This window comes from Cobetia sp. PDI-12MA (assembly GCF_059507695.1).
Genome location: NZ_CM183351.1, coordinates 1,834,703 through 1,856,778, shown reverse-complemented (window position 1 = coordinate 1,856,778; position 22,076 = coordinate 1,834,703). Strand labels below are relative to the sequence as shown.

General features: G+C 64.2%; 18 protein-coding genes. 9 read left to right on the top strand and 9 right to left on the bottom strand.

Annotation, left to right across the window (positions count from 1 at the left end; all coding sequences use genetic code 11):
• The first annotated feature begins 1 nt into the window (after nucleotide 1).
• From moaB to AC5WNI_RS08000, 3 genes are all read left to right on the top strand, one after another.
• A complete protein-coding gene (moaB, locus tag AC5WNI_RS08010) occupies nucleotides 2–532 on the top strand; it encodes a molybdenum cofactor biosynthesis protein B (RefSeq protein ID WP_495929091.1) in 531 nt (176 codons plus the stop codon).
• Nucleotides 522–1,841: a molybdopterin molybdotransferase MoeA gene (locus AC5WNI_RS08005; RefSeq protein ID WP_153635722.1), complete on the top strand. Its 1,320-nt coding sequence runs from the start codon at nucleotides 522–524 to the stop codon at nucleotides 1,839–1,841. The genes moaB and AC5WNI_RS08005 overlap by 11 nt, the downstream gene beginning before the upstream one ends.
• A gap of 232 nt (nucleotides 1,842–2,073) precedes the next feature.
• Nucleotides 2,074–2,880: a carbonic anhydrase gene (locus AC5WNI_RS08000; protein WP_153635721.1), complete on the top strand. Its 807-nt coding sequence runs from the start codon at nucleotides 2,074–2,076 to the stop codon at nucleotides 2,878–2,880.
• A gap of 19 nt (nucleotides 2,881–2,899) precedes the next feature.
• Here AC5WNI_RS08000 and AC5WNI_RS07995 read toward each other — a convergent pair whose 3' ends face one another.
• Nucleotides 2,900–3,523: an ACP phosphodiesterase gene (locus AC5WNI_RS07995; RefSeq protein ID WP_279836502.1), complete on the bottom strand. Its 624-nt coding sequence runs from the start codon at nucleotides 3,521–3,523 to the stop codon at nucleotides 2,900–2,902.
• 145 nt (nucleotides 3,524–3,668) lie between these two features.
• Here AC5WNI_RS07995 and selD point away from each other — a divergent pair, with 145 nt between their 5' ends.
• The gene (selD, locus tag AC5WNI_RS07990) at nucleotides 3,669–6,032 is read left to right on the top strand and encodes a selenide, water dikinase SelD (protein ID WP_197738735.1); all 2,364 of its coding nucleotides are present in this window, start codon (nucleotides 3,669–3,671) and stop codon (nucleotides 6,030–6,032) included.
• A 209-nt stretch (nucleotides 6,033–6,241) separates the two neighbouring features.
• Here selD and AC5WNI_RS07985 read toward each other — a convergent pair whose 3' ends face one another.
• Nucleotides 6,242–6,964, bottom strand: a complete 723-nt coding sequence (locus AC5WNI_RS07985) for a DUF3581 family protein (protein WP_495929088.1) — start codon at nucleotides 6,962–6,964, stop codon at nucleotides 6,242–6,244.
• 291 nt (nucleotides 6,965–7,255) lie between these two features.
• On the opposite strand from AC5WNI_RS07985, the gene AC5WNI_RS07980 reads away from it, so the two are divergent.
• The 3 genes from AC5WNI_RS07980 to puuE all read left to right on the top strand — a co-directional run bounded on the left by AC5WNI_RS07980 (nucleotide 7,256) and on the right by puuE (nucleotide 13,104).
• Nucleotides 7,256–9,142 (top strand): VRR-NUC domain-containing protein, encoded by a 1,887-nt coding sequence (locus AC5WNI_RS07980; protein ID WP_225348059.1) that lies wholly within the window; start codon nucleotides 7,256–7,258, stop codon nucleotides 9,140–9,142.
• Nucleotides 9,139–11,988, top strand: a complete 2,850-nt coding sequence (locus AC5WNI_RS07975) for an ATP-dependent DNA helicase (RefSeq protein ID WP_225348058.1) — start codon at nucleotides 9,139–9,141, stop codon at nucleotides 11,986–11,988. Before AC5WNI_RS07980 ends, AC5WNI_RS07975 begins: the two co-directional genes overlap by 4 nt.
• Nucleotides 11,989–12,150: 162 nt before the next feature.
• The gene (puuE, locus tag AC5WNI_RS07970; protein WP_225348057.1) at nucleotides 12,151–13,104 is read left to right on the top strand and encodes an allantoinase PuuE; all 954 of its coding nucleotides are present in this window, start codon (nucleotides 12,151–12,153) and stop codon (nucleotides 13,102–13,104) included.
• 157 nt (nucleotides 13,105–13,261) lie between these two features.
• Here puuE and AC5WNI_RS07965 read toward each other — a convergent pair whose 3' ends face one another.
• The 6 genes from AC5WNI_RS07965 to AC5WNI_RS07940 all read right to left on the bottom strand — a co-directional run bounded on the left by AC5WNI_RS07965 (nucleotide 13,262) and on the right by AC5WNI_RS07940 (nucleotide 19,377).
• Nucleotides 13,262–14,581 (bottom strand): amidase family protein, encoded by a 1,320-nt coding sequence (locus tag AC5WNI_RS07965; protein ID WP_172978660.1) that lies wholly within the window; start codon nucleotides 14,579–14,581, stop codon nucleotides 13,262–13,264.
• 60 nt (nucleotides 14,582–14,641) lie between these two features.
• Nucleotides 14,642–15,496 (bottom strand): amino acid ABC transporter ATP-binding protein, encoded by an 855-nt coding sequence (locus tag AC5WNI_RS07960; protein ID WP_153635716.1) that lies wholly within the window; start codon nucleotides 15,494–15,496, stop codon nucleotides 14,642–14,644.
• A complete protein-coding gene (locus AC5WNI_RS07955) occupies nucleotides 15,480–16,133 on the bottom strand; it encodes an amino acid ABC transporter permease (RefSeq protein ID WP_077376658.1) in 654 nt (217 codons plus the stop codon). The genes AC5WNI_RS07960 and AC5WNI_RS07955 overlap by 17 nt, the downstream gene beginning before the upstream one ends.
• Entirely contained in the window at nucleotides 16,130–16,855 is a 726-nt protein-coding gene (locus tag AC5WNI_RS07950; protein WP_153635714.1) for an amino acid ABC transporter permease, read from the bottom strand. Before AC5WNI_RS07950 ends, AC5WNI_RS07955 begins: the two co-directional genes overlap by 4 nt.
• A 46-nt stretch (nucleotides 16,856–16,901) precedes the next feature.
• A complete protein-coding gene (locus AC5WNI_RS07945) occupies nucleotides 16,902–17,756 on the bottom strand; it encodes a transporter substrate-binding domain-containing protein (protein ID WP_279836510.1) in 855 nt (284 codons plus the stop codon).
• Nucleotides 17,757–18,387: 631 nt separating this feature from the next.
• Nucleotides 18,388–19,377: a MurR/RpiR family transcriptional regulator gene (locus tag AC5WNI_RS07940; protein ID WP_175088720.1), complete on the bottom strand. Its 990-nt coding sequence runs from the start codon at nucleotides 19,375–19,377 to the stop codon at nucleotides 18,388–18,390.
• A 373-nt stretch (nucleotides 19,378–19,750) separates the two neighbouring features.
• On the opposite strand from AC5WNI_RS07940, the gene AC5WNI_RS07935 reads away from it, so the two are divergent.
• A complete protein-coding gene (locus tag AC5WNI_RS07935; protein WP_153635711.1) occupies nucleotides 19,751–20,182 on the top strand; it encodes a hypothetical protein in 432 nt (143 codons plus the stop codon).
• Nucleotides 20,179–20,784 (top strand): hypothetical protein, encoded by a 606-nt coding sequence (locus AC5WNI_RS07930; protein ID WP_153635710.1) that lies wholly within the window; start codon nucleotides 20,179–20,181, stop codon nucleotides 20,782–20,784. The genes AC5WNI_RS07935 and AC5WNI_RS07930 overlap by 4 nt, the downstream gene beginning before the upstream one ends.
• Before the next feature lie 219 nt (nucleotides 20,785–21,003).
• Here AC5WNI_RS07930 and AC5WNI_RS07925 read toward each other — a convergent pair whose 3' ends face one another.
• Complete coding sequence (locus AC5WNI_RS07925; RefSeq protein WP_153635709.1) at nucleotides 21,004–21,687, bottom strand: TetR family transcriptional regulator C-terminal domain-containing protein; 684 nt, start codon at nucleotides 21,685–21,687, stop codon at nucleotides 21,004–21,006.
• Nucleotides 21,688–22,076 lie beyond the last annotated feature (389 nt).

The following is a 22,076-nucleotide window of genomic DNA, read 5'->3' as shown; positions in this document are numbered from 1 at the left end:
CATGAGCGGCAATGACGAACAGATCGGCCTCACCATCGCGGTATTGACCGTCTCGGATACACGCACCGCAGAGAATGACCGCTCCGGCGACGCCCTGGTCGACAACCTGACGGCGGCTGGCCACAGCCTGCATGAAAAGCGCATCGTGCCCGATGACGTCTACCAACTGCGCGCCGTGGTCAGCGAGTGGATCGCGGACCCGGCCGTGCAGGTCATCCTGACGACGGGCGGCACAGGCTTCACCGGGCGTGATTCCACACCGGAAGCCATTCGCGTGCTGCTCGACAAGGAAATCCAGGGCTTCGGCGAACTCTTCCGTCAGCTTTCACACCAGGAAGTCGGCAGCTCGACGATCCAGAGCCGCTGTCTGGGAGGGCTGGCCAACCGTACCGTGGTGTTCTGTCTGCCCGGCTCCACCGGCGCCTGCAAGACGGCCTGGAACGGCATCCTCAAGGAGCAGCTCGACAGCCGTCACCGCCCCTGCAACTTCGCCAACCTGGTGCTTCCGGAGCGCGGAACCCATGCCCACTGACGCCAGTAAAGACCCGCATTCCCAGCCGTCGCCTTCCGCGGCGGCAGAATGTGGCTGCGACGCCGTGCCTGCCGGCGCCAAGGGGCTGGCGCCCCTGGCCAGTGCACTCGCAGCGCTACGTGACAGCTGCCCGCTGATGCCAGCCGAGCGCGTGGCAGTCAGTGACGCCGCCGGACGTGTGCTCGCCGAGGACGTGCATGCCGAGCTTGACGTGCCGCCTGCCGACAACTCCCAGATGGATGGTTACTGCGCCCGGGTGGCGGACATCGGTGACGGTGCCTGGCTGCCGATCAGTCAGCGTATCGCGGCAGGCCAGCCTGCCACGCCGCTGGCCGTGGCGAGTTGTGCGCGCCTGTTCACCGGAGCGGAAATCCCAGACGGCGGTGACGTGGTGGTCATGCAGGAAGAGGTGACACTGCGTGAAGGCGAAGGTGGCACCACTCTGGCCTGGCTGCCCGGGCCTCGCACCCGCGGCGACAACATTCGCGTTCAAGGCCGGGATGTCAGCAAGGGCAATCGATTGCTCGCGGCGGGCACACGACTGGACGCTGCCGCGCTGGGCCTGCTGTGTGGCCAGGGGGCAAGTCACGTGCTGGTGCGCCGCAAGGTACGAGTGGCCTTGTTCGCGACCGGCGATGAACTGATCGAACCCGGCCAGCCGCTCAAGCCCGGCCAGATCTACAATTCCAATCGCGTGATGCTCAGCCAGATGCTCAGCAACTTCGGGGCTGAGGTGGTGCTGGCGCCACTCAATGTGGCCGATACCTTCGAGGCCACCCGTGATGCTCTCGCTTCGGCGGCGCAACAGGCTGACCTGATCGTCACCTGCGGTGGGGTCAGCGTCGGCGAGGAAGACCACGTCCGCCCCGCCATCGAGGCGCTCGGCAGTCTGGATCTGTGGCGCCTGGCCATCAAACCGGGTAAACCGCTGGCGCTGGGGAGTATCAACAGCCCCCGGGGTGACACGGTGCGTGTCGTGGGCCTGCCGGGCAATCCGGTCTCCAGCTGGGTCGGTGGCTGGTTGTTCCTTCGTCCGCTACTGGGCGAGATGACCGACTGCTCTGCATTGCGCGAGCTGAAACGTCTCACGGTACGCGCGGCCTTCTCAGCCCGCACCGCCATCCGTCAGGACCATCTGCGTGTCACCTTGGCCACCGGCAGTGATGGACAGCTTGAGGCACATGCCTTCCCGGACCAGAACTCGGCGGTACTCTCCTCCTGCGCCGGTGCTCAGGCACTGGCCGTGATTCCGCCCCATGCACAGCTCAACCACGGCGACAGCGTGGAATGCCTGTGGCTCGAGCGCTGACACCGCTCCCCCCTCCCTGTTTTGACAACTGTCTTTACAACTGTCGTGACTACTGACGCGATAACTGTCACGACAACTGACGCTGGAATGCGACACCCTAGTGACACTCCAGCGTCATCTTGACCTCGCCCCTGAGTCCGGCACACTGACTGCCTTCATTCATCTGAGTTCTGACTGCCTACGGCGGCTCAGGACACTGATCGGTTACGGACTCTTGAGCAAGGACAACTCAATGCCAGCCTCTTCCTCGTCGCCCCACGCGCTGTTACGCCCACTTGCCATGGCTGTGCTGCTTGCCACCACGTCGTCATCCTTGCCGGCACTCGCCGATGACATTGCCACGTCGCCTGCGCCGGGCACGTCGGTCACCGAATGGAGCTATGCGAGTGAATCCGCGGATGACACCAACGCCGGAGCCAATGGCCCCGAGCATTGGGGAGAGCTCACCCCGGGCTATGCCGAGTGCTCGGTCGGCAGCCAGCAGTCGCCGATCGATATCGACAGCCAGTCACGCACGCTGAATGAAGCGGGCCCGAAACTCGACTACCATTCGCCGCTGCTCGTCACGCGCGATACGGGCCACACCCTGCAGATCGAAGGGGCCAGCGGCAATACCATGACGCTGGATGGCACCCAGTACACCCTGTCGCAGGTGCACCTGCATGTGCCGTCAGAGCACGCCATCGACGGCAAGCGTGCCGCCATGGAAATTCATCTGGTGCACAGCACGCCGGAAGGCAAGCTGGCCGTGCTGGCCGTACTGGTCGAGGAAGGGCATGACAACCTGGCCCTCAGCCGCCTGTTGAGCCGTCTGCCCCAGCGCGGCCTCTCCGAGACCCTGACAAGCGGCCTGTCTGCCAACCTGCTGCTGCCACGCGAACATGCCGGCTGGCAGTACTCCGGCTCGCTTACCACCCCGCCATGCTCTGAGCCCGTCACCTGGTTTGTCATGCAGACGCCGATCGAAGCCTCCCAAGCACAGATCGACGCCTACCATGAATGGCAAGGCGGAGAGAATGCCCGCCCCCTTCAGCGCTGATTGACAAAAACACGTCTACTTAGGCCGGCTGGCGCAATGCCAACATGTCCGGCCACAACCGCGCGAAGCTGTCCTCGAGCATCGCGCGGTTATCCGCCAGCCACGGCGTCATGTCCGCCAGCGGATTGGTGCCTGCATCCAAATTGCCCACCTTGTGCGTATGCCTTCCATTGCGAGTATCACTTGTCTGGCGCAAGCGGCGTCTGGCCGTCATACGCTCGCCGATGCTGGCAATGGTCGCGAGCGTGAACTCCAGCTCCTGATAGCGCCTGAGTGCATCGCGCACCTGGATCCATTCGATCAGGCTCGACAGGCGCGACGGCACCTCCTCACGCGCCAGCAGGCGATAGAGGCGGTCGATATCGTCATCGTGCATCTCGGCGGCCAGCAGGTGATCCCACATCATGTCGAAGGCGATACCGGCGACACGTCGCGACGAAGGCGGCACCTGGGTCAACAACCAGCGTGTCTCGGGATGAGCGTCGATCACCGCGTCACAGCGGCGGTGAAAGCGGATGCCCGCCTCTACCTCCGGCGACCAGCCGCTCAGGTCACTGCCGCGCACGCCATCGGCAATCAGGTTGCCAAACAGGAAGTTATCGCTGCCCGCCAGACTCAGGCGTGCATGACCGAGAAAGTTCAAGTTGCTAGACTCCTGCTTTTGCGAATCCTGTCGCCGGTCTCATCTGGCGCGCCCTGGCTCTGCATACCCTGCTCCTGTTTCCCAACTCTACTGACTATCGAGATTCACGATGCCGTCCGCTTCCATGCCAGTCAAAGCGCCTATCGTGCGTGATATCGTCCTGATCGGCGGTGGGCACAGCCACGTCGGCGTGCTGATGCGCTTTGCCATGCAGCCAGAGCCCGGTGTCCGCCTGACCGTCATCTGTCGCGACACCGACACGCCCTATTCCGGCATGTTGCCGGGCTACGTCGCCGGTCATTATACGTTCGACGATGTGCATATCGACCTGCGCCGGCTGTGTCAGTTCGCCGGCGCCCGCTTCTATCGCGATCAGGTGATCGACATCGACCGCCGCGAGCGCCGCGTGATCTGCGCCGAGCGCCCGGCGGTGGACTACGACCTGCTGTCGATCAATATCGGCTCCACGCCTCGCCTGTCCCACATCGATGGTATCGGTGACCCTGAAGCCGCAGACGCCCCCGTGGTGGCGGTCAAGCCGATCAGCACCTTCCAGCAGCGCTGGCTGAGTCTGCTCGAGCGCGCCAGGAGCGCCGAGCGTCCGCTCGATATCGTGCTGGTCGGCGGCGGTGCCGGCGGTGTCGAACTGCTGCTGGCCATCCAGCAGCGCCTTGCCACCGAGTTGCCCGATGCGCTCGCGCCGAACCTGACGCTGATCACCCGCGGTCAGCGTCTGTTGCCCACCCATGCGCACACGGTCAGTGAGGCGCTTGCCACTACCCTGCACGAGCGCGGTATCCAGGTGCATTTCGGTGAGGAGATCACGGCCGTCGAACGCGCATCCTCGACCGCCCAGCGCCAGCTGATCAGTGCCAGCGGTGCCTGCCATCAGGCCGATGAGGCCATCTGGGTAACACGGGCCGGTGGTGCGCGCTGGCTGGAGAAGACCGGACTGAGCCTGGACGAGGATGGCTTCCTCAAGGTTCGCGATAGCCTGCAGACACTTGAGGATGACGCCATCTTCGCCGCGGGCGATATCGCACATCAGCTCAACCATCCCCGCGAGAAGGCCGGCGTGTTTGCCGTGCGCCAGGCCCGGCCGCTGGCCGACAATCTGCGACGGGCCGTGCGCGGCGAGCCACTCAAGGACCATGTGCCGCAGTCGCGCTGGCTGGCGCTGATCAGCACCGGGGATCGCGATGCCATCGCCTCACGCGGCAAGCTGGGGCTGGTCGCGCCGCGTCTGCGCCCGTGGCTGTGGCGCTGGAAGGACCATATCGACCGCCAGTTCATGGCTCGCTTCAATGAACTGCCCAGCATGCAGGACGCCGCGAATGCCGGCGACCTTTCCGGGTTGCACCAGCGCATCAGCGCTGCCTGGCAGGCACTCAGGGGACGCGTTGGCAAGCTGCATCCGCACCTGACAGCCGAGCTGGATGAGCAGGAGGCACACCAGGCCCTGTCCGCACTGGCGATGCGCTGCGGCGGCTGCGGGGCCAAGGTCGGCGCCAGCGTGCTGTCGCGAGCGCTGCAGAGTCTGGCCCCGCGCGAGAACCCGGACGTGCTGGTCGGGCTGCATGCCCCGGATGATGCCGCCATCGTGCGCGTGCCCGAAGGACAGGCGCTGGTGCACAGCGTCGACTTCTTCCGCGCCTTCATCGATGACCCCTATCTGTTCGGGCGCATCGCCGCCAATCACGCGCTGGGCGATCTCTACGCCATGGGCGCGACGCCGCATACGGCGACGGCGGTGGCCACGGTGCCACAGGGGGTCGAGCGCAAGGTCGAGCCGCTGGTACGCGAACTGATGCAAGGCGCGACCGAGGTGCTCAACGAGGCGGGCTGCAGTCTGGTCGGCGGCCATACCGGCGAAGGTCAGGAGCTGGCACTGGGCTTCGCGCTCAATGGTCTGGTGGAGGAGAGCCTGGCCGGCGTCACCTGCAAGGGCGGCATGCAGCCGGGTGATGTGCTGTTGCTTACCAAGGCCATCGGCACCGGCACGCTGTTGGCAGCGCACGCACGCCTGGAAGCCCGCGGCCGCTGGATCGACGCCGCGCTGGACAGCATGCAGCAATCCAGTCAGCGCGCGGCGGATATTCTGAGCACGCATCAGGCGAGCGCCTCCACCGATGTCACCGGCTTCGGTCTGCTCGGCCATCTGGTCGAGATGACCCGCGCCAGCGGCGTGGATGCCGAGCTCGAGATCGATGCCCTGCCGGTGCTCGACGGCGCCGAGGACTGTGTCGCCCGCGGCGTGGTCAGCTCGCTGCAACCGGCCAATCTGCGCCTCAAGCGTGCCCTGAAGGACCAAGCCGGCGTCATCGATCATCCGCGCTATCCGCTGCTGTTCGATCCGCAGACGGCCGGTGGCCTGCTGGCCAGTGTGCCGCCCGGGGAAGCCGAGGCCTGTCTGGCCGCGCTCAAGGCCGCTGGCTATCACGCCAGCGCCATCATCGGGCGCATCACCCCCCAGGGCGATGCACTGGCGCCGATCAGCATCAAGCACTGAGCACGGTTAGAGGGTCACACGGTGAGCCAGCCAGTTGGCGGTCAATGACAACCGGCGACACCCAGCGATGCTTCACAAGCGTTGTGACATTAAGCGTTGTGACATTCAGATGCCAAGATGCCCGCCAGAGAATTCTCTGGCGGGCATCTTCATGACTGGCGACTCATGCGCGGGGCGTCTGGCAACAAGCCTCAGACTGACCGGCTACCTCAGGCTTCGGCTTCGCGCTTGAGCGCCTCGAAGGACTCCACGAACGCATCCATGGTCTCGGCGCAGTAATCCCGCAGCCCACTGACGACCAGCTTCTTGGAACCACTGCCGATGCACTGCTCGCCATCATGGATGCTGAACTCGAGCAGGGTATCGCCGCGCTTGCCGTTGACCTCGAGCGAGGACCCCACGAAGTCGAGGTGCAGGTCGGCGATATCCAGGCGCTCGAAACAGAAGCCCATGCTGTCGTAGATCACCAGCGGGCGGGCCGGGTTGAACATCACGCCCTTCTCCAGCATCAACGGCTGCAGGAAGTGCGGGAAGTTGCGCCCGGAGAAGGCGATATACTGGCGAGTGAAATTGGCGACCACTTCCTCGTCATGGGTGGTATCGCCGCTGCGCTCGACCGTCAGGTAGACCTTGCCGGCTTCATCGCGCACCAGCAGGGACACGCCATTCTCGTCGGGGGCGTCCAGCGCTTCGAAGATCAAGGGCACATCGTTGCCGACCATGCCGCAGAAACGGATGGTCATGCACTGCGACAGACCGAATTTCGCCAGCAACAGGGAGAACAGCAGGTCGCCGGGCACACAGAAGCGTCGCGCGCCCGGGTCATGAATGGGGTTGTAATCCCCCGCCATCTGCTTGGCGAAACGACTTGCCTGCTCGGCGGTGATCCGCACGCGGCCATCTTCGACCCGGTGAAACTGATCAAGAAACATGGACTGCCTTCCTGCCCTGCTTGAATGATGATCGATGGTCCGTCCTGAACCATCGCGGAAATGCCTCCGAGGGGAGGAATCGCGGTCGACGCGCTGTCACGCCTGCCCACCTGTCGTGTCATGAAGCTTTCAAGACATGCAGATGAAACGATTTTACCACTGGATGACAGTCAGGTGGTGACTCGTGACAGGCTTTGCAAGAGATTGCAGCGCGACAGATGGCCATATACTGTATATAACCCCATGCTTTCGGGCAAACTGCCGCACTGCCCGCCACTTCGACAGGTCGCCATGCAAGCCGCTCCCCTCGACAATCCGCGCTACTACCTGGCCAACTTCGACACCCTGATCGACTGGGTCTGCCAGTGTCACGCCGATCTGCTGACAGAGGCGGAGCGTGCCACGGTGGACGCCATCACTCGCCTGCCGGATGCCTCGCGGGCCTTGCTGGTGCGACTGCTGATGCGCAAGGGCGATCATTTCGAACGCTCGCAGCTGCATTATCCCGAGATCGGTGCGATCGAGGCCGCATGCCAGCCATTGATCACACCGCTCGCCGACAGTGCCACGCCTGACGGCCTGTGCCGCCACAATGCCGACCTGAGTCTGGACGAGATGCTGGCGCTGGTGACCTTGCCGCGCCTCCGGGCAGCCTTTGCCGAGCTGCCCAGAAGCACGCCCAAGCGCCGCATGCATGATGCCATCAGCGAGCTGCTGGGTGACGTCACGCCACGGCCACTGCCAGCCTGGTTGAACGACCCCGCAGCCGACACCTTGAGTGTCGGGCTGGGTGAGCTGTCGCGACGCCTGAGCCTGATGTTCTTCGGCAACCTGCGCCAGAATCTGTCGGACTTCGTACTCAGCGAGCTGGGCCTGCTGCGTTGCGAGACGGTCGCCCTGTCGCCGGCCTCTCGCGCCTTCACCCATCGCTGGGAGGTGGATCGCTATCTGGCGCTGGAGCAACTGCGTGAGGACTGGCAGCAAGCCAGCGAGCGGCTGGACCGCACGGCGAACGCTGAACTTGAGCGGCACTGGCAGCGCATTGTCGCGGCGCTGGATGCGACGGCGTCTGCAGCGGCAAACGAGCTCCACAGTGAGCCGTCCGCGACTCATCAGCTCACTGACGCTCATGCCACTGGCGGGCGTGCTATTGATGATCGTGCCAATGCCTGGCTGGCGCAGCGGCGTGACCGGCTGCGCTTCTCGCTGGCCCGCGACGCCGAGCGTCAGGGCTGGCATCAGGCGGCTGCCCGCCAGTACGCCTGTCTCGAGGATTCCGCATATGCCCCGCGTGCCATGCCGCGCCGGGTGAGAGCACTGGAGCTGTCGGGCGATATCAGCGCAGCTCACGCGCTGGCCAGCGAGCGGTTGGCGCGCGCCGAGATCACGCTGGACGAGCAGCTGGCACTCGAACGCGCCCTGCCGCGTCTGTGCCGTGGCCTCGGATTGCCCGCGCCCAGACGCGCCAGGGCGCCGACCACGCCACAGATCGCCCTCACGGTGCCCGACCTTGCCACCTCGGCGGCTGACGGTATCCACGGGGTCGAGCGCGCGGCCGCCCATGCGTTGGCCACGCCCGAGGCACCGGTCTTCTATGTCGAGAATGGCCTGATTCCCGCGCTCTTCACCCTGCTGTGCTGGGAGGTGCTGTTCGCCCCCTTGCCGGGGGCCTTCTTCCACGCCTTCCACACCGGCCCGGCGGACCTCTATCGCCCTGATTTCGTCAGCCATCGCCAGGCCGCTTTCGAGGCCTGCTTCGCGCGCCTGAAGGACGAAAGCTACCGGACGGTGATCCGTGAACGCCATCAGCAGAAACAGGGCATTCAGGCACCCTTCGTGCACTGGGAGCTATTGAGCGAGGAACTGCTGAACCACGCACTGGACTGCATTCCGCCCGCGCATCTGGAAGCCTGTTTCCGCCACCTGCTGGCCAACCCTCGTGAACATCGCGCTGGCCTGCCGGACCTGATCCAGTTCTTCCCCGAGCACAGCAGCGACCGTTATCGGCTGATCGAGGTCAAGGCGCCCACCGACCGTCTGCAGGACAACCAGCGTCAATGGCTGGCCCTGTTCGCACGCCATGCGATTCCGGCGCTGGAATGTCGAGTCGAATGGCTGAGCGCGACCGAGGCCTCAGCGGACGAATGCTCCCGGCACAAGGCACCTCCTGCATCATGATCAAGGCGGACGAGACCCACGCTGAGCCCGCACGCTACCAGATCGCAGTACGCGAACTGTGTGCCTTTGCCGCGCGCGAGGGCGATCTGGACCTGCGCTTCACGCCATCGCCTACCGCCCAGCAGGGCATCCGTGGTCATCAGCGTATCGTGCGCCGACGCGGCAAGGACTATGAAAGCGAGATCTCGCTCAGCGGTGACATCGGCAATTTGACCATCCGTGGGCGCGCCGATGGCTATGATCCCAAGCGCAACTGCCTCGAGGAGATCAAGACCCATCGCGGCGACCTCTCCCGCCAGCCCGCGCACCATCGCGCCCTGCATTGGGCCCAGGCACGCGTCTACGGCGCACTGATGTGTCGCAGCCGGGACCTCGAAGGTATCACGCTCGCGCTGGTCTATCTGGACATCGCGGCGGATGCGCCCAGGGGCACCAAGAGCGAGCATGATGAGCAGAACGAGCAGAACGAGCAGACTGACCAGGCTGACCCCAAAAGCCGCAAGGCACAGCCTGATGAGCAGCGTCTGGAAGCCTGGTGGAGCCGTGAGGCGCTGGAGGCGGAGCTGGCACGTCTGGCGGCACGCTTCAGCGAGTTCGCCGCCAATGAGCTGGCCCATCGCAGTGCCCGCGACAGCGCGCTGAGCCGCCTGGCCTTTCCGTGGCCGAGCTGGCGCCCCGGTCAACGCCAACTGGCCGAGCATGCCTACAAGGCGGTGATGACCGGCCGCGAGCTGCTCGCCGAGGCGCCGACCGGTACCGGCAAGACCCTGGCCACGCTGTATCCGGCACTGCGCGCGATGCCCGCAAGCGGCACGGACAGACTCTTCTACCTCACCGCCCGCACCCCGGGCCGCGCGCTGGCACTCGACGCGCTGGCCACCTTGGCACCAGCCGCTGACGACAGCGAGGGGCAGAAAAAGACACCGGCGACACCGCTGCGCATTCTGGAACTGGGCGCGCGCAGCAAGACCTGCGAGCACCCGTCCCTCGCCTGTCATGGCGAGTCCTGCCCGCTGGCGCGCGGGTTCTATGATCGCCTGCCCGCGGCACGCGACGCCGCGCTCGCCGACCAACGCCTCCTGAATCTGGCGACGACACGCCGCCACGCCCTGGCCCACGACATCTGCCCCTACTTTCTCGCCCAGGAGCTCTCGCGCTGGGCGGATGTCATCATCGGCGACCATAACCACTACTTCGACAGTCATGCGCTGCTGTTCGCCCTGAGCCAGGCCAATGATTGGCGCACGGTGGTGCTGGTCGATGAGAGCCACAACCTCATCGAGCGCGCCCGCGGCATGTACAGCACCGAGCTCGACGCCCGCCAGTTCCACTTCCTGCTCAAGCAGTTGAGCCGCAAGGGCCATCCGGCCCCGCTGCGCTCGGCTTCACGCGCACTGGCTCGGCAATGGCGAGCGCTGGAGCAGCTCAAGCAGGGTGCTGACGGCGAGACACAGGCAAGCAAGGTCGATAGCAAGGACGCAGGCCACAAGGCGCAGCGCCTTGCACTGGAGGCGCTACCCGGCGACTTCCTCAAGGCCTTGAGCCAATGGACCGGCGCGATGGGCGACTGGTTGGCGGAGCCTGACAAGGCCGCAAACCCTGCTGCGGCCAGGCAACAGCCAGCGACAGCCACACAAGCCCCCGAACAGCTGGGCCTGATCGCAAGCGATGCCCCCTCTGCTGCTCCGAGTGCTACCGATACAGGCACTGCAACGACAGTCTCCGGCTCGGCCTCTTCCACGGCCAGGCGCCGCGTGGAACCCGATGTCGAGATGATGGAGGCCTACTTTGCGGCACTGACCCTGGCGCGACTCGCCGAAGGCTTTGGCGATCACTCGCTGTTCGAGGTCGAACTCTCCGCCACGCCCCCTGCGCGGCAGGCGTCGCTTGCCAGCGATTCAAGCTCGAGTTCCGGCGCAGCATCGGATGCAGGAACAGAAGCTGACGCGTCAGCCCGGCCACACAAGGCCCGCGGGCGCAGCGTGCGCCAGATCCAGCCGCGACTGCGCTGCGTCAGTCCGGCGCCGTGGCTGGCACCCCGCCTGCGCGCCAGTCACGCCATCCTGTTGTTCTCGGCCACACTCAACCCACCGGCCTATCACCATCGCCTGCTGGGTCTGGCGGACGATGCCGTCTGGCTGAGTGTCAATTCCCCGTTCAGCGCGGCCCAGGTGCAGGTCAGTCGTCATCGGCTCTCGACACGCCTGCGGGATCGCGACGCCTCCTGCCGGCCGATCGCCGAGTTGATGGCGCGCCAATACCGGCAACGCCCGGGCAACTATCTGGCGTTCTTCTCGAGCTTCGCCTATCTGGAACAGGTCGCCAGCACCCTGCAACAGCTGGCGCCGGAGATTCCCCAATGGCGCCAGACCCGCGCCATGACGGAAGCGGAGCGCACCGGCTTCATTCAGCGCTTCACGCCCGAGGGACAAGGCATCGGCTTCGCGGTGCTGGGTGGCGCCTTCGGCGAAGGGATCGATCTGCCCGGCTCGCGTCTGATCGGGGCCTTCATCGCCACCCTCGGACTGGCCGGTTTCAGTCCCGAGAATGAAGCACTCAAGCAGCGTCTTGCCACGTGGCTCGACAACGACGCACAGCGGCGTAGCCAGCCGGAACAGGCTGAAGGCGACCCACACGACGATACGCGCGCACCGTACCCGGTCATCCAGCCCTTGAATGCCGATGACTGCACCTATCTGTACCCGGGGCTCACCAGAGTGGTGCAGGCTGCCGGCCGAGTGATTCGCAGCGAGCAGGATCAGGGCGTGATCCACTTGATCGATGACCGCTTCATGCGCCCGGAAGTCGCACGGTTGCTGCCACGCTGGTGGTCACCGACGAATTGATGCGGGCTGCAAGCGTGACGCCGCCACGATGCGCCGTGATGGCACAAAGCCTGCACATCAATGGAGATGTGATTGGGTCTTCATTTCGCACTTCATTTCGCTCTTGTCTTCGCTCTTCATTACGCTCTTGTCTTCGTTATCCACCCGCAAGGAAGCCGCACGATGCCAGACACCGACAATGCCCTGTGGGGCGATGAGTATCCGCGTGACCTGATCGGTTATGCCGACACGCCACCGCATGCCAACTGGCCGGGTGGCGCGAAGATCGCGGTCCAGTTCGTGCTCAACTACGAGGAAGGCGGCGAGAACTGCCTGCTGCACGGCGATAGCGAGAGCGAGAAGTTTCTCTCCGAGATCATCGGTGCCGAGGCCTACCCCGCGCGGCACATGAGCATGGAGTCGATCTACGAATATGGCTCGCGCAGTGGCGTGTGGCGGATTCTGGATGAATTCAAGCGCCGCGAGTTGCCGCTGACCGTCTTCGGCGTCGGCATGGCGCTGGCGCGCCATCCGGATCTGGTGGCGCGTTTCCTGGAGGATGGTCACGAGATCGCCAGTCATGGCTGGCGCTGGATTCATTATCAGCACATGGATGAGGCCCATGAGCGCGCCCACCTGGAACGCGCGGTGGAAAGCTATCGCGAGCTGGTCGGTCATGCGCCACAGGGCTGGTACACCGGGCGCGACAGCCCCAATACCCGCCGACTGGTGGTGGAACACGGCGGTTTCACCTACGACAGCGATTACTACGGCGATGACCTGCCGCTGTGGATGGAGGTGACTACCGCCAATGGTGAACAGGTGCCGCATCTCGTCGTGCCCTATACCCTGGACACCAATGACATGCGCTTCGCCAGCGCCCAGGGCTTCAATAGCGGCGAGGATTTCTTCCAGTACCTGCGCGATGCCTTTGATGTGCTCTATGCCGAGGGCGACACGGCGCCCAAGATGCTCTCCGTCGGGCTGCACTGTCGGATCGCCGGCCGCCCGGGACGCTTCGCGGCGCTGAAACGCTTCCTCGATTACATCCAGTCCCACGACAATGTATGGATCACGCGACGCATCGATATCGCCGAGCACTGGCAACGCGAGCATCCCTATACCCCCGCCAGCTGACGAACCATCACCTCAATCCCAAGTGCCAGCATCAGAAACGCCGCAGCCCTTTCGGGATGCGGCGTTTCTGTTCAACTCCAGACAATGTCTGCAATCGCACATGCAAGGCAGCGCTGGTCAGTTTTCCAACATGCAGATCAGTCTTCCAACATGCAGGTCAGTTTTCCAACATGCTGGCCAGTGCCAGCAGACTCTCATCACGTCCCGGCAGGCCCAGCAATGACACGCCCCAGGGCGGGGGCGCGGCTTCCTGTGGCAGACGTGCCGCCGAGTCGGCAAGCCACGGCAGACTCAGCTGCGGCGCACCGTTCAAGCCCGCCAGTGCGGTGAGTCCCATCAGGCGATGACGATAGGCCTCCATTACCTCAAGGCTTGCACCCAGCAGCGGTGAGGCGCCCGGCGTGGTGGGCAACATGAAGACCGCCTCGCTGGTAGCTTCGGCCTGGGCGTGAAGCGCGCGACTGCCAGCCTCCGCTGGTGCCTCGCTGCCTTCCTGATGACTGGCTGCCTGGCTGGCCGGCTGACTGGCTGCCAGCTGCTGGCGAAACCAGCGGCGAACGGTATCCGCCTTGGCTTCTGCTGCCTGCTCGTCGCTATCGCTGAGCGTCATGCACCATTTGAGACGCGCCGCGATATCCGGGTTGAGGCGCGGCCAGCGCGATTCGGGCCCCTGCTCCGGCGTACTCAACCACGCCTGGTGAGTACGCCGAATCTCGCAGCCCTGCAGAATCCGGAAGGCTTCACTGGCGCGCGCCATGAAGGTCTGACTCAGCATGCGCCGCTCGCACTGAAAGCCGAGTGACTCAAGGCGCCGAGACAGCGGCCCGAGCAGGCGCTGATAAGGCCCAGCGGCGAGCCCTTCCGGCACCAGCAGGATGATGCGCGCCGGCAGTCGAGTGGCTGTCGCCGCCGGCATCAGCACCTCACTGACCTGCGTCAGCGTCCCCAGATCCCGCGTCATCCAGCCGACGGTGTCGAAGCGCGGCGCCAGCGGCTTGAGCCCGGTCATGCTGATACGACCATGGGTCGGGCGCAGCCCATAAAGCCCGCAGTAACTGGACGGCACGCGGATGGAGCCGCCGGTATCGGTGCCCAGTCCGACCTCCGCCTCACCGCGCGCCACCGCCACCGCAGAGCCCACGCTCGAGCCGCCCGGCAACCTCAGCGGCGCGCGAGGGTTCTGCGGCGTGCCGAAATGCGCATTGGTGCCATTGAGGCTGTAGGCCAGCTCATCGGTGGTAGTACGGGCACGATAATCGGCCCCCGCCTGCTGAAGCGCGAGGACAGCAGGCGCCGTCTGCCGCTCGATGGGGGCGCTGGCCAGCAGGTCAGGGTTGCCCTGGCCGATGCGCTCGCCCTTGATCGCGAACAGGTCCTTGACCACCAGTCGCTGGCCATTCAGCGGGCCTTCTTCCTGCCACCCCTGACCCCGCGGCCCCGAGAAACGTGCCGGCGCTACATAGATACGCTTGTCCACTGGGAGCGACTCCTTTCGACTCATGATGTGGTCCACCGCTGCACGCTCAAGACGCTGCACTCATAGCACCGCGCCGAGGAACTGGCGCAGCTCTTCCGTGGCCGGATTGGCGAACAGTGTCGCGGGGTCGCCCGACTCATGCACACGCCCCTGGTGCATGAAGATCACGCGATCGCCCACATCACGGGCGAAATTCATCTCATGGGTGACCAGAATCAGCGTCATGCCCTCACGTTTGAGCTGTTCCAGCACCTTGAGCACATCGCCAACCAGTTCCGGGTCCAGAGCCGAGGTGATCTCATCGCACAGCAGCACCTTGGGGTGCATCGCCAGGGCGCGCGCGATCGCCACCCGCTGCTGCTGACCACCGGAGAGCTGACTCGGCCAGGCATCGAATTTCTCCCCCAGCCCGACCTTGGCCAGCATCTCGCGGGCCTCGCGCTCGGCGATATCGCGGGCGACACCCTTGACCAGCATCGGTGCCAGCATCACGTTCTCGCCGACGCGCTTGTGGGGAAACAGATTGAAGCTCTGGAACACCATGCCGACATCCTGCGCCAGGGCGGCGGCGTCCATCTCGCTACCGTCCAGCAGCTTGCCGGCGACATGAATGGCGCCGCCGTCATGCTGTTCAAGCTGATTGATACAGCGCAGCAAGGTGCTCTTGCCGGAACCGCTGCGCCCGATGATCGACACCACCTCACCCGGACGCACCTCGAGATCGATCCCCTTGAGGACCGCCACGTCACCGAAGGACTTGGTCAGCGCCGACAGGCTGACCAGCGGTGCCTTGGCGCTCTCGGTATCAAGGGCGCTGTCGGAGACGGGAGCGCTCTCGGTGACGGCGGCCTTCTCGGAGACAGCAGCGTCGGATGAGGCGCTATCCAGCGCAGAGACTTCAGCGAGCAGTGACATTGAGACGTGCCTCCAGGTGACGAGCCAGCCGCGACAGCGGATAGCACATGGCGAAATACAGCAACGCGACCAGCGCGAAGACGGTGAAGGGTTCCAGGGTGGCGTTGTTGAGCATGGTGCCGGCCTTGGTCAGCTCGACGAAGCCGATCACCGAGGCAAGCGCGGTGCCCTTGATGATCTGCACCGAGAAGCCGACGGTCGGCGCGATGGCCATGCGCAGCGCCTGCGGCAGGATGATGTGACGCATGGTCTTCAGGTAGCCGAGCCCCAGCACCCGCGCCCCTTCCCACTGCCCCTTGGGCACCGCCTCGACACAGCCCCGCCAGATGTCATGCAGGAAGGCACTGCTGAACAGCGTCAGCGCCACGGCCGCCGCCGTCCAGGCCGAGACATCCAGCCCGAAGACCGCCACGCCGAAGAAGGCCAGGAACAGCTGCATCAACAGCGGCGTGCCCTGGAACAGCTCGGTATAGAGACGACAGAAGAGCGCCGCCCCCGGCCAGCGGGTCAGGCGCAGAAAGGTCAGCGCCAGCCCGACCAGACTGCCGCCGATGAAGGCGATCAGGGATAGCGCCAGTGTCCAGCGCGCCGCCAGCAACAGGTTGCGCAGAATGTCCCACAGCGTGAAGTCGATCATGAGTGGGCCTCTTTCAGGACATGGGAAGACAGACAGCTGCGCGGGGCGGGCGTCAGGTGGCGAAAGCCGAACAGGCGACGCCCGATGCGGTTGAGCAAGGCGCGCATCGCGATGGCCAACAGCAGGTACATGCCTGCCGTCACCACGTAGCTCTCGAAGCTCAGGAAGGTACGTGACTGGATGAAGTTGGCCGCGAAGGTCAGATCCGCCACGCTGATCTGGGAGACCACGGCGGAGCCCAGCATCACGATCACGCACTGGCTGGTCAGCGCCGGATACATGCGTTCCAGCGCCGGCATCAGCACCACATGGCGATAGCTCTGCCAGCGGGTAAGCCCCAGTGCCCGCCCGGCTTCCCACTGGCCGCGACCGGTGGCATCGACCCCGGCACGCAGGATTTCACTGCTGTAGGCCGCCAGGTTGAGTGTCATCGCGATCACAGCGGCCATCTCGGCACTGAGTGACAGTCCCAGCGCCGGCAGACCGAAGAAGATGAAGAACAGCTGGACGATGAAAGGCGTGTTGCGCAGCAGCTCCACCAGCATGCCCAGCAGCCGGCTGAAGATGCTGGTCGGCGCACGATGGCGCTGCCAGACACACATCACCGCGCCGAGTATCCCCAGCGTGGTGGTCAGCGCCGTCAGCCAGACCGTCGTCATCAGCCCGGCCATCAGGTCGGGCAAATACGGCAACAGGCGCGGGAAATCCGGGAGATAATTCATCGATCAAGCCTCACGGGCAAAGGGATCAGACGTGTGACGTCTCGAGTCAGGCATCCAGTGACGGCAGTGGCGCCTTGAACCAGATCTCGGAGAGCGTATTGAGCGTGCCATCCTCGATTCCCTGGGCGATCAGCTCATTCACGCGCGCCTTGAGCGCCGGCGTGTCATGCCGCATGCCCACATAGCAGGGAGAATTCTTGAGCGGCAGCACGCTGACCGGCACGCGGGCAGGATTGCGTTCGGCGATGGCGGCGGTGACGAGATTGCCGGTGGCGATCATCTCGACCTGGCCTGACAGAAATGCCGACAAGGTCGTGTTGTTGTCTTCGAAGCGCTTCACGGTGGTCGATTCCGGTGCCACCTTGCTGAGTTCCATGTCTTCCACCGAGCCACGTGTCACGCCGATGGTCTTCTCGCTCAGTCCTTGCGCGGAGTCCACCTCACTGCCCTTCTCGCCGAACACGCCGAGGAAGAACGGCGCATAGGCATCGGAGAAATCGATCGCCTTCTCACGCTCGGGATTCTTGCCCAGGCTCGAGATCACCAGATCGACCTTGCGGGTCTGCAGGTAAGGGATGCGATTGGCCGAGGTGACCGGCACCAGCTCAAGCTTCACGTCCATCTCGTCTGCCAGATAGCGCGCCATGTCGATATCGTAGCCACGCGGCTTGAGGTCCGGGCCGACCGAGCCGAAGGGCGGGAAGTCCTGTGGCACCGCCACTTTCAGCACCCCGCTATCGGTGATGTCACTCAGTGCATCCGCGTGTGCACTCAGGGCGGTGGACGCCAACGTGCCCCACAGGGCCAGCAATATTCCCTTGCGGACCCAGTTGCCAAGACGCTGCTTGTTGCCTGTCCGTGTGGCGCGCTGCTGGGCCTTGCTCTCGTGACGCTTGCTCATCGGTCGACTCCGGTATCCGTCAATGCCAGGCGCTGATGCGAGGACGACTCGTCATTCACCTGGTGCCTTGCGGCAGTGGATTGTTGTTGGTTGTTGTTGATCGTCTTGCCGAGTGTCTCGCCGAGTCAGGTCCATTGACTCCTTGTCGCATTCGTCTTCAGAACCTGACCAATGAAACGAGTGATTCCCTTATCAATCTTTGCAACAGGTGTGCCAAAGCACTTCCGCCAGGTGCTCAACAAGGTGATCGAGTTGCAGGCAGCGCAGAGTCACCAGCAGCTCACACGCCTGTGCATGGGCTTGCGAACGCACTTGAGCACGCGCCTCAGCACAGGATCGAGAACAGGCCTGAAAGCAAAACAGCGAGAAGAAATGAGTAGCTACGATAAGAAGAGACACACGCCTGCGGGAGGCGAAATCGCGGATGACGCCCTCGCCTGGCGGCGAGATCAGGGCGCCGACATCAGCGACATGGCAGCAGATGGTGCAGTCAGGGAGGCATATGCGCCCTGCGGGTGCGCAGAGCGCGCCGGGTCGAATCGGGCCGCCGCACAGATCAGAAGCAAGACTGGCGGCCCACAGGGAGATAGATAGAGAGGAAGGAAAGGCAGGAGCACTTCAAGCTGGACGATCAGCCGTCGCCCAGTTCCTCCAGCGCATCGAAGGTATCCGTCACGCGGCGTATCTGACTGCGCCCGCCGACGAGGTCGTCATGCAGCAGGCGCGTGGCCAGCAGATTGATCTGGCTCATGGCTGCGGCGTAGCTGTCGAAGGCGCTGACGCTGTCCAACGGGCAGCGCAGGACATGCTCGATACCGGCGGGGATGGTGCTCAGGCTGTCATCGCAGACCAGCAGCACCGTACATGGCGCCTGCCCCAGCCATTCAAGCAATCGTGCCAGCCCATGCGGTCGCCGGCGCATGGCGAATACCACCACGGCGTCATCGACGCCCAGGCGTGCGATCTCCTCGCCGAGTGATTGGCCGGGTTGCGGCAACACCGCCACCTGCTCGCGCAACTGCAGCAACTGCTGGCGCAGGTGCAGCGCGAGTGGATAAGCATTGCGAAAGCCGATGATCTGCAGCCGCTCGGCCTTGGCCAGAGCGCCGCTCAAGGCCTCCATATCGAGCATGTCCAGCGCCGCCAGTGCCTGACGCAGGTTGCGACACTCCTGCTCATAGTGGCGCTGGTGATGGTCTGCCGTCGGCGCTGCCGCCACCGGCACACCCGAATGACGCAGACTACGCGCCTGGTCCCGCGCCTCACGGAAGTCCTGATAGCCAAGACGGCGGAACAGGCGGCTGACCGTCGCCTTGGAGACGTCGGTCAGGCGTGACAGTTCCGCGGCGTTGTATAGCGCCAGTTCATCCTGATGCGCGAGCAGAAAGCGCGCGATGCGCTGCTCATTCGGTGTGAGCTCCTCAAGCGAACGGGTCAGACGCTGATGCAGGCTCAGGCTCCTGGTGCCCTGGCTTGCGGCATGGCGAGCGAGACTGGTAGCAAGATTGACGCTGGCATCGGCATCGGGGGCAGGCGCTTCCCCATCCGGGTGCACTGCCCGGGATTTACCGGACACGTCATCCTCGGGGGGCGCGCTGTGATCTATGGGCGCTCGTGGCATGAAGACACACTCCTGAAAAGATTCTGCGTGAGCGCAGAGCAACGATTGCATCAACGATTGCATCAAGACAGTGCAAAGCCTGGGCCAGGTGCTGACTGACAGTGCATAGACGAAAGGCGTAACCCTCGAGATGAGCGCTTTTTCTTCATCCTGAACGCCTCTGACGCCCTCAAGCGCTGCACGACGCCAACCATCCGCACCGCGCGACAGACACAAGCGCCTGTTTTTACTGTTCATCACAACAAATCGGCACGCAAGCCGCTTGATCAAGACTAGCCAGCCGACAGGTCATACGCCGCGCAGTAACGCCAACGACCCTTGCCGGACTGCAATATTCCCGATAAAGCGCTCGCGATGCGCAAGGAGCATTCTCATGGCCACCTCAACGATGACTGCCCTCCTCGATACCTGCCGAGCCATGACAGCCAAGGTCACGACACAGACATTCACCCTCTTGCCCCGCTCTAGCAGCGCCACACAGGATGTCGCCAATGCCCAGTCCGCTCAATTGCTGGGCGTGATGGCGATGGGCTACGAGGCACCGCCGCTGAGCCTGAAGACAACGACGGCCCCCACGACGCCTTCACCGGCCCATGACACGCGCAGCCAGGCCGACATTGCCGCCTCGGCCGTGGCGGCCCAGGCCTCAGCCGAGACACCGACTCCGACAGCATCGCCCATCGCGCAGCAGAAAGCCGTCTTCAATCCTGACATCAACCACAAGGCTCACGCTGACTGGGAGGCGATGCACCGCCACCACACCCTGCTGCGTCAGAGCATGACGCGTCGAGGAATGCTGGCATGAGCGTCTATACCATCGGCATGGAATGCGGCATGCACATACCGCTAGAGAACAGCATCGCCCTCGCCCCGGCGCCTCGCATCAAGCTGGAACTGACCGCCGGCCAGCACGCTGGCGAGTACCTGAGCATGATGTCAGGAGCCATCCAGCCGCTGACGGATAGCGACGATGCGTTGCTGAAAAGCCTGGAGGCGCAGCTGCCGCGGCGCAGCCTGATCTGGACGGCGCGCGGGATCACCGAGGTCGGGCGTGGCTGGCGCTGGCAGTCATCGCCCGGCCATCCCCAGGCGCCCTGGCTGGACGCCGTGCATCACAGCTGGCCGAGTCATGCGCCGCGCTGGCTGCGCAAGGCGCCGGTGGTGGTAGTCACCGCCGATGCGCTGCCGCTGGCCAACCGCACCCGCCACCAACGTGACCTCGCGCGGCTGTGGGCAAGCGCCGATGCCGCGCTGATCTATCTTGCCGACGATGCCCGCGATGGCTGGCAGATGCATCAACACTGTGACATCTCTCAATTGGAGAAAGCCGAGTTGTCGGGGACCAAGCAAGAGGAAGAAGCAGTGCTGGATCGCGATGCTGGCATGCCCTTGGAGATGGCAAGCTGATCGCCTGATGGCCTTATCCTTCACATTTCCAGAATGACGCAAGAGCGAGCGACGCAAGAACGACTCTAGACTCAAGAACCAAAAAAGCCCGCCCCGGATACCGGGGCGGGCTTTTTGCTGTGCGGCGAGGTACTGACAACAGACAGCTGAAACAGGCGACCGACAGAGCGCCGAATCCGCCGGCTCAAGCGCTCATGCCGCTCATGCCGCTCATGCCGCTCATGGCTGTCGCGGGCACAGACCATCACATAGCGTGCTGGCCACGAAATCCGCCAGCTGCTCCCAGTCTTCATCGCTCTGCGGCGCTCCCCCCAGCTGATCGATCTGGGCGGCGAAATCCGCGTAATGCTGAGTGGTGGACCAGATGAGGTAGATCACCCACATCGGCTCCGCCTCGCGCAGTTTGCCCGCGGCCATCCAGGCCTTCATGACATCGCAGCGCGCCTGCACCCAGTCGCGCAGGTCGCCACTGAGATAATCGCGCAGGAAAGGCGCCCCACTGATCACCTCCGCCGCGAACAGACGCGAGGCCTGCGGTGCCTGGCGTGCCAGCTTGAGCTTGACGCGCACCAGCGCCTCCAGCACCTCACGTGGCTCGTCATCGGGCGAGATATCCTCGAGCGAAGCATTCCAGCGCGTCAGGGTCTGCTCCAGCAGGTGAACGTAGAGCTTCTCCTTGGAGCCGAAATAATAGAGCAGATTGGCCTTGGGCAACTCGGCCACTTCCGCAATCTGCTTCAAGGTGCTGCCGCGATAACCGTGACAGGCGAATACGCATTCGGCGGCCTCGAGAATACGGCTCTCGGCTTGCTCACGCGGAGAGCTGGCAGGCGGCACGCTCAATTCCGCGCTACGGGTACGACGGACTTCAGCGTAAAGGGAAGAAGGAGAATCCGCGGGCATCGGCATCACTCATCAGGTCAGAAAAAAGCATTCGAGTCTCTTGGCGACAGTCCCCTGTCTGTCTCACTCGCCAGTCAGCGACGATGTGCGCAAGCAGGAGGCTCTGGTCAAGCGACTATCACGTGGCGTTGGAACAGCAGTGAAAACAGCCCGTTGAGACACCGGCGAACAAAATACCACAACATGCACTGACCATTTGGTCAGATTCTTGCAGGAATCACAATACGACCTGTTACATTGATAGAGACAACAGCCTGCAGATCAACGCTCGTCGCCTGGATAGAACAGGCCCGCTGGCAAGACAGCCCCAGCCCGCCGGCAGCGTAGAACAGAGGACTTGAGCGTTGGAAGTACGCTGTACGCAACAAGGCACCACAATGACAATACGA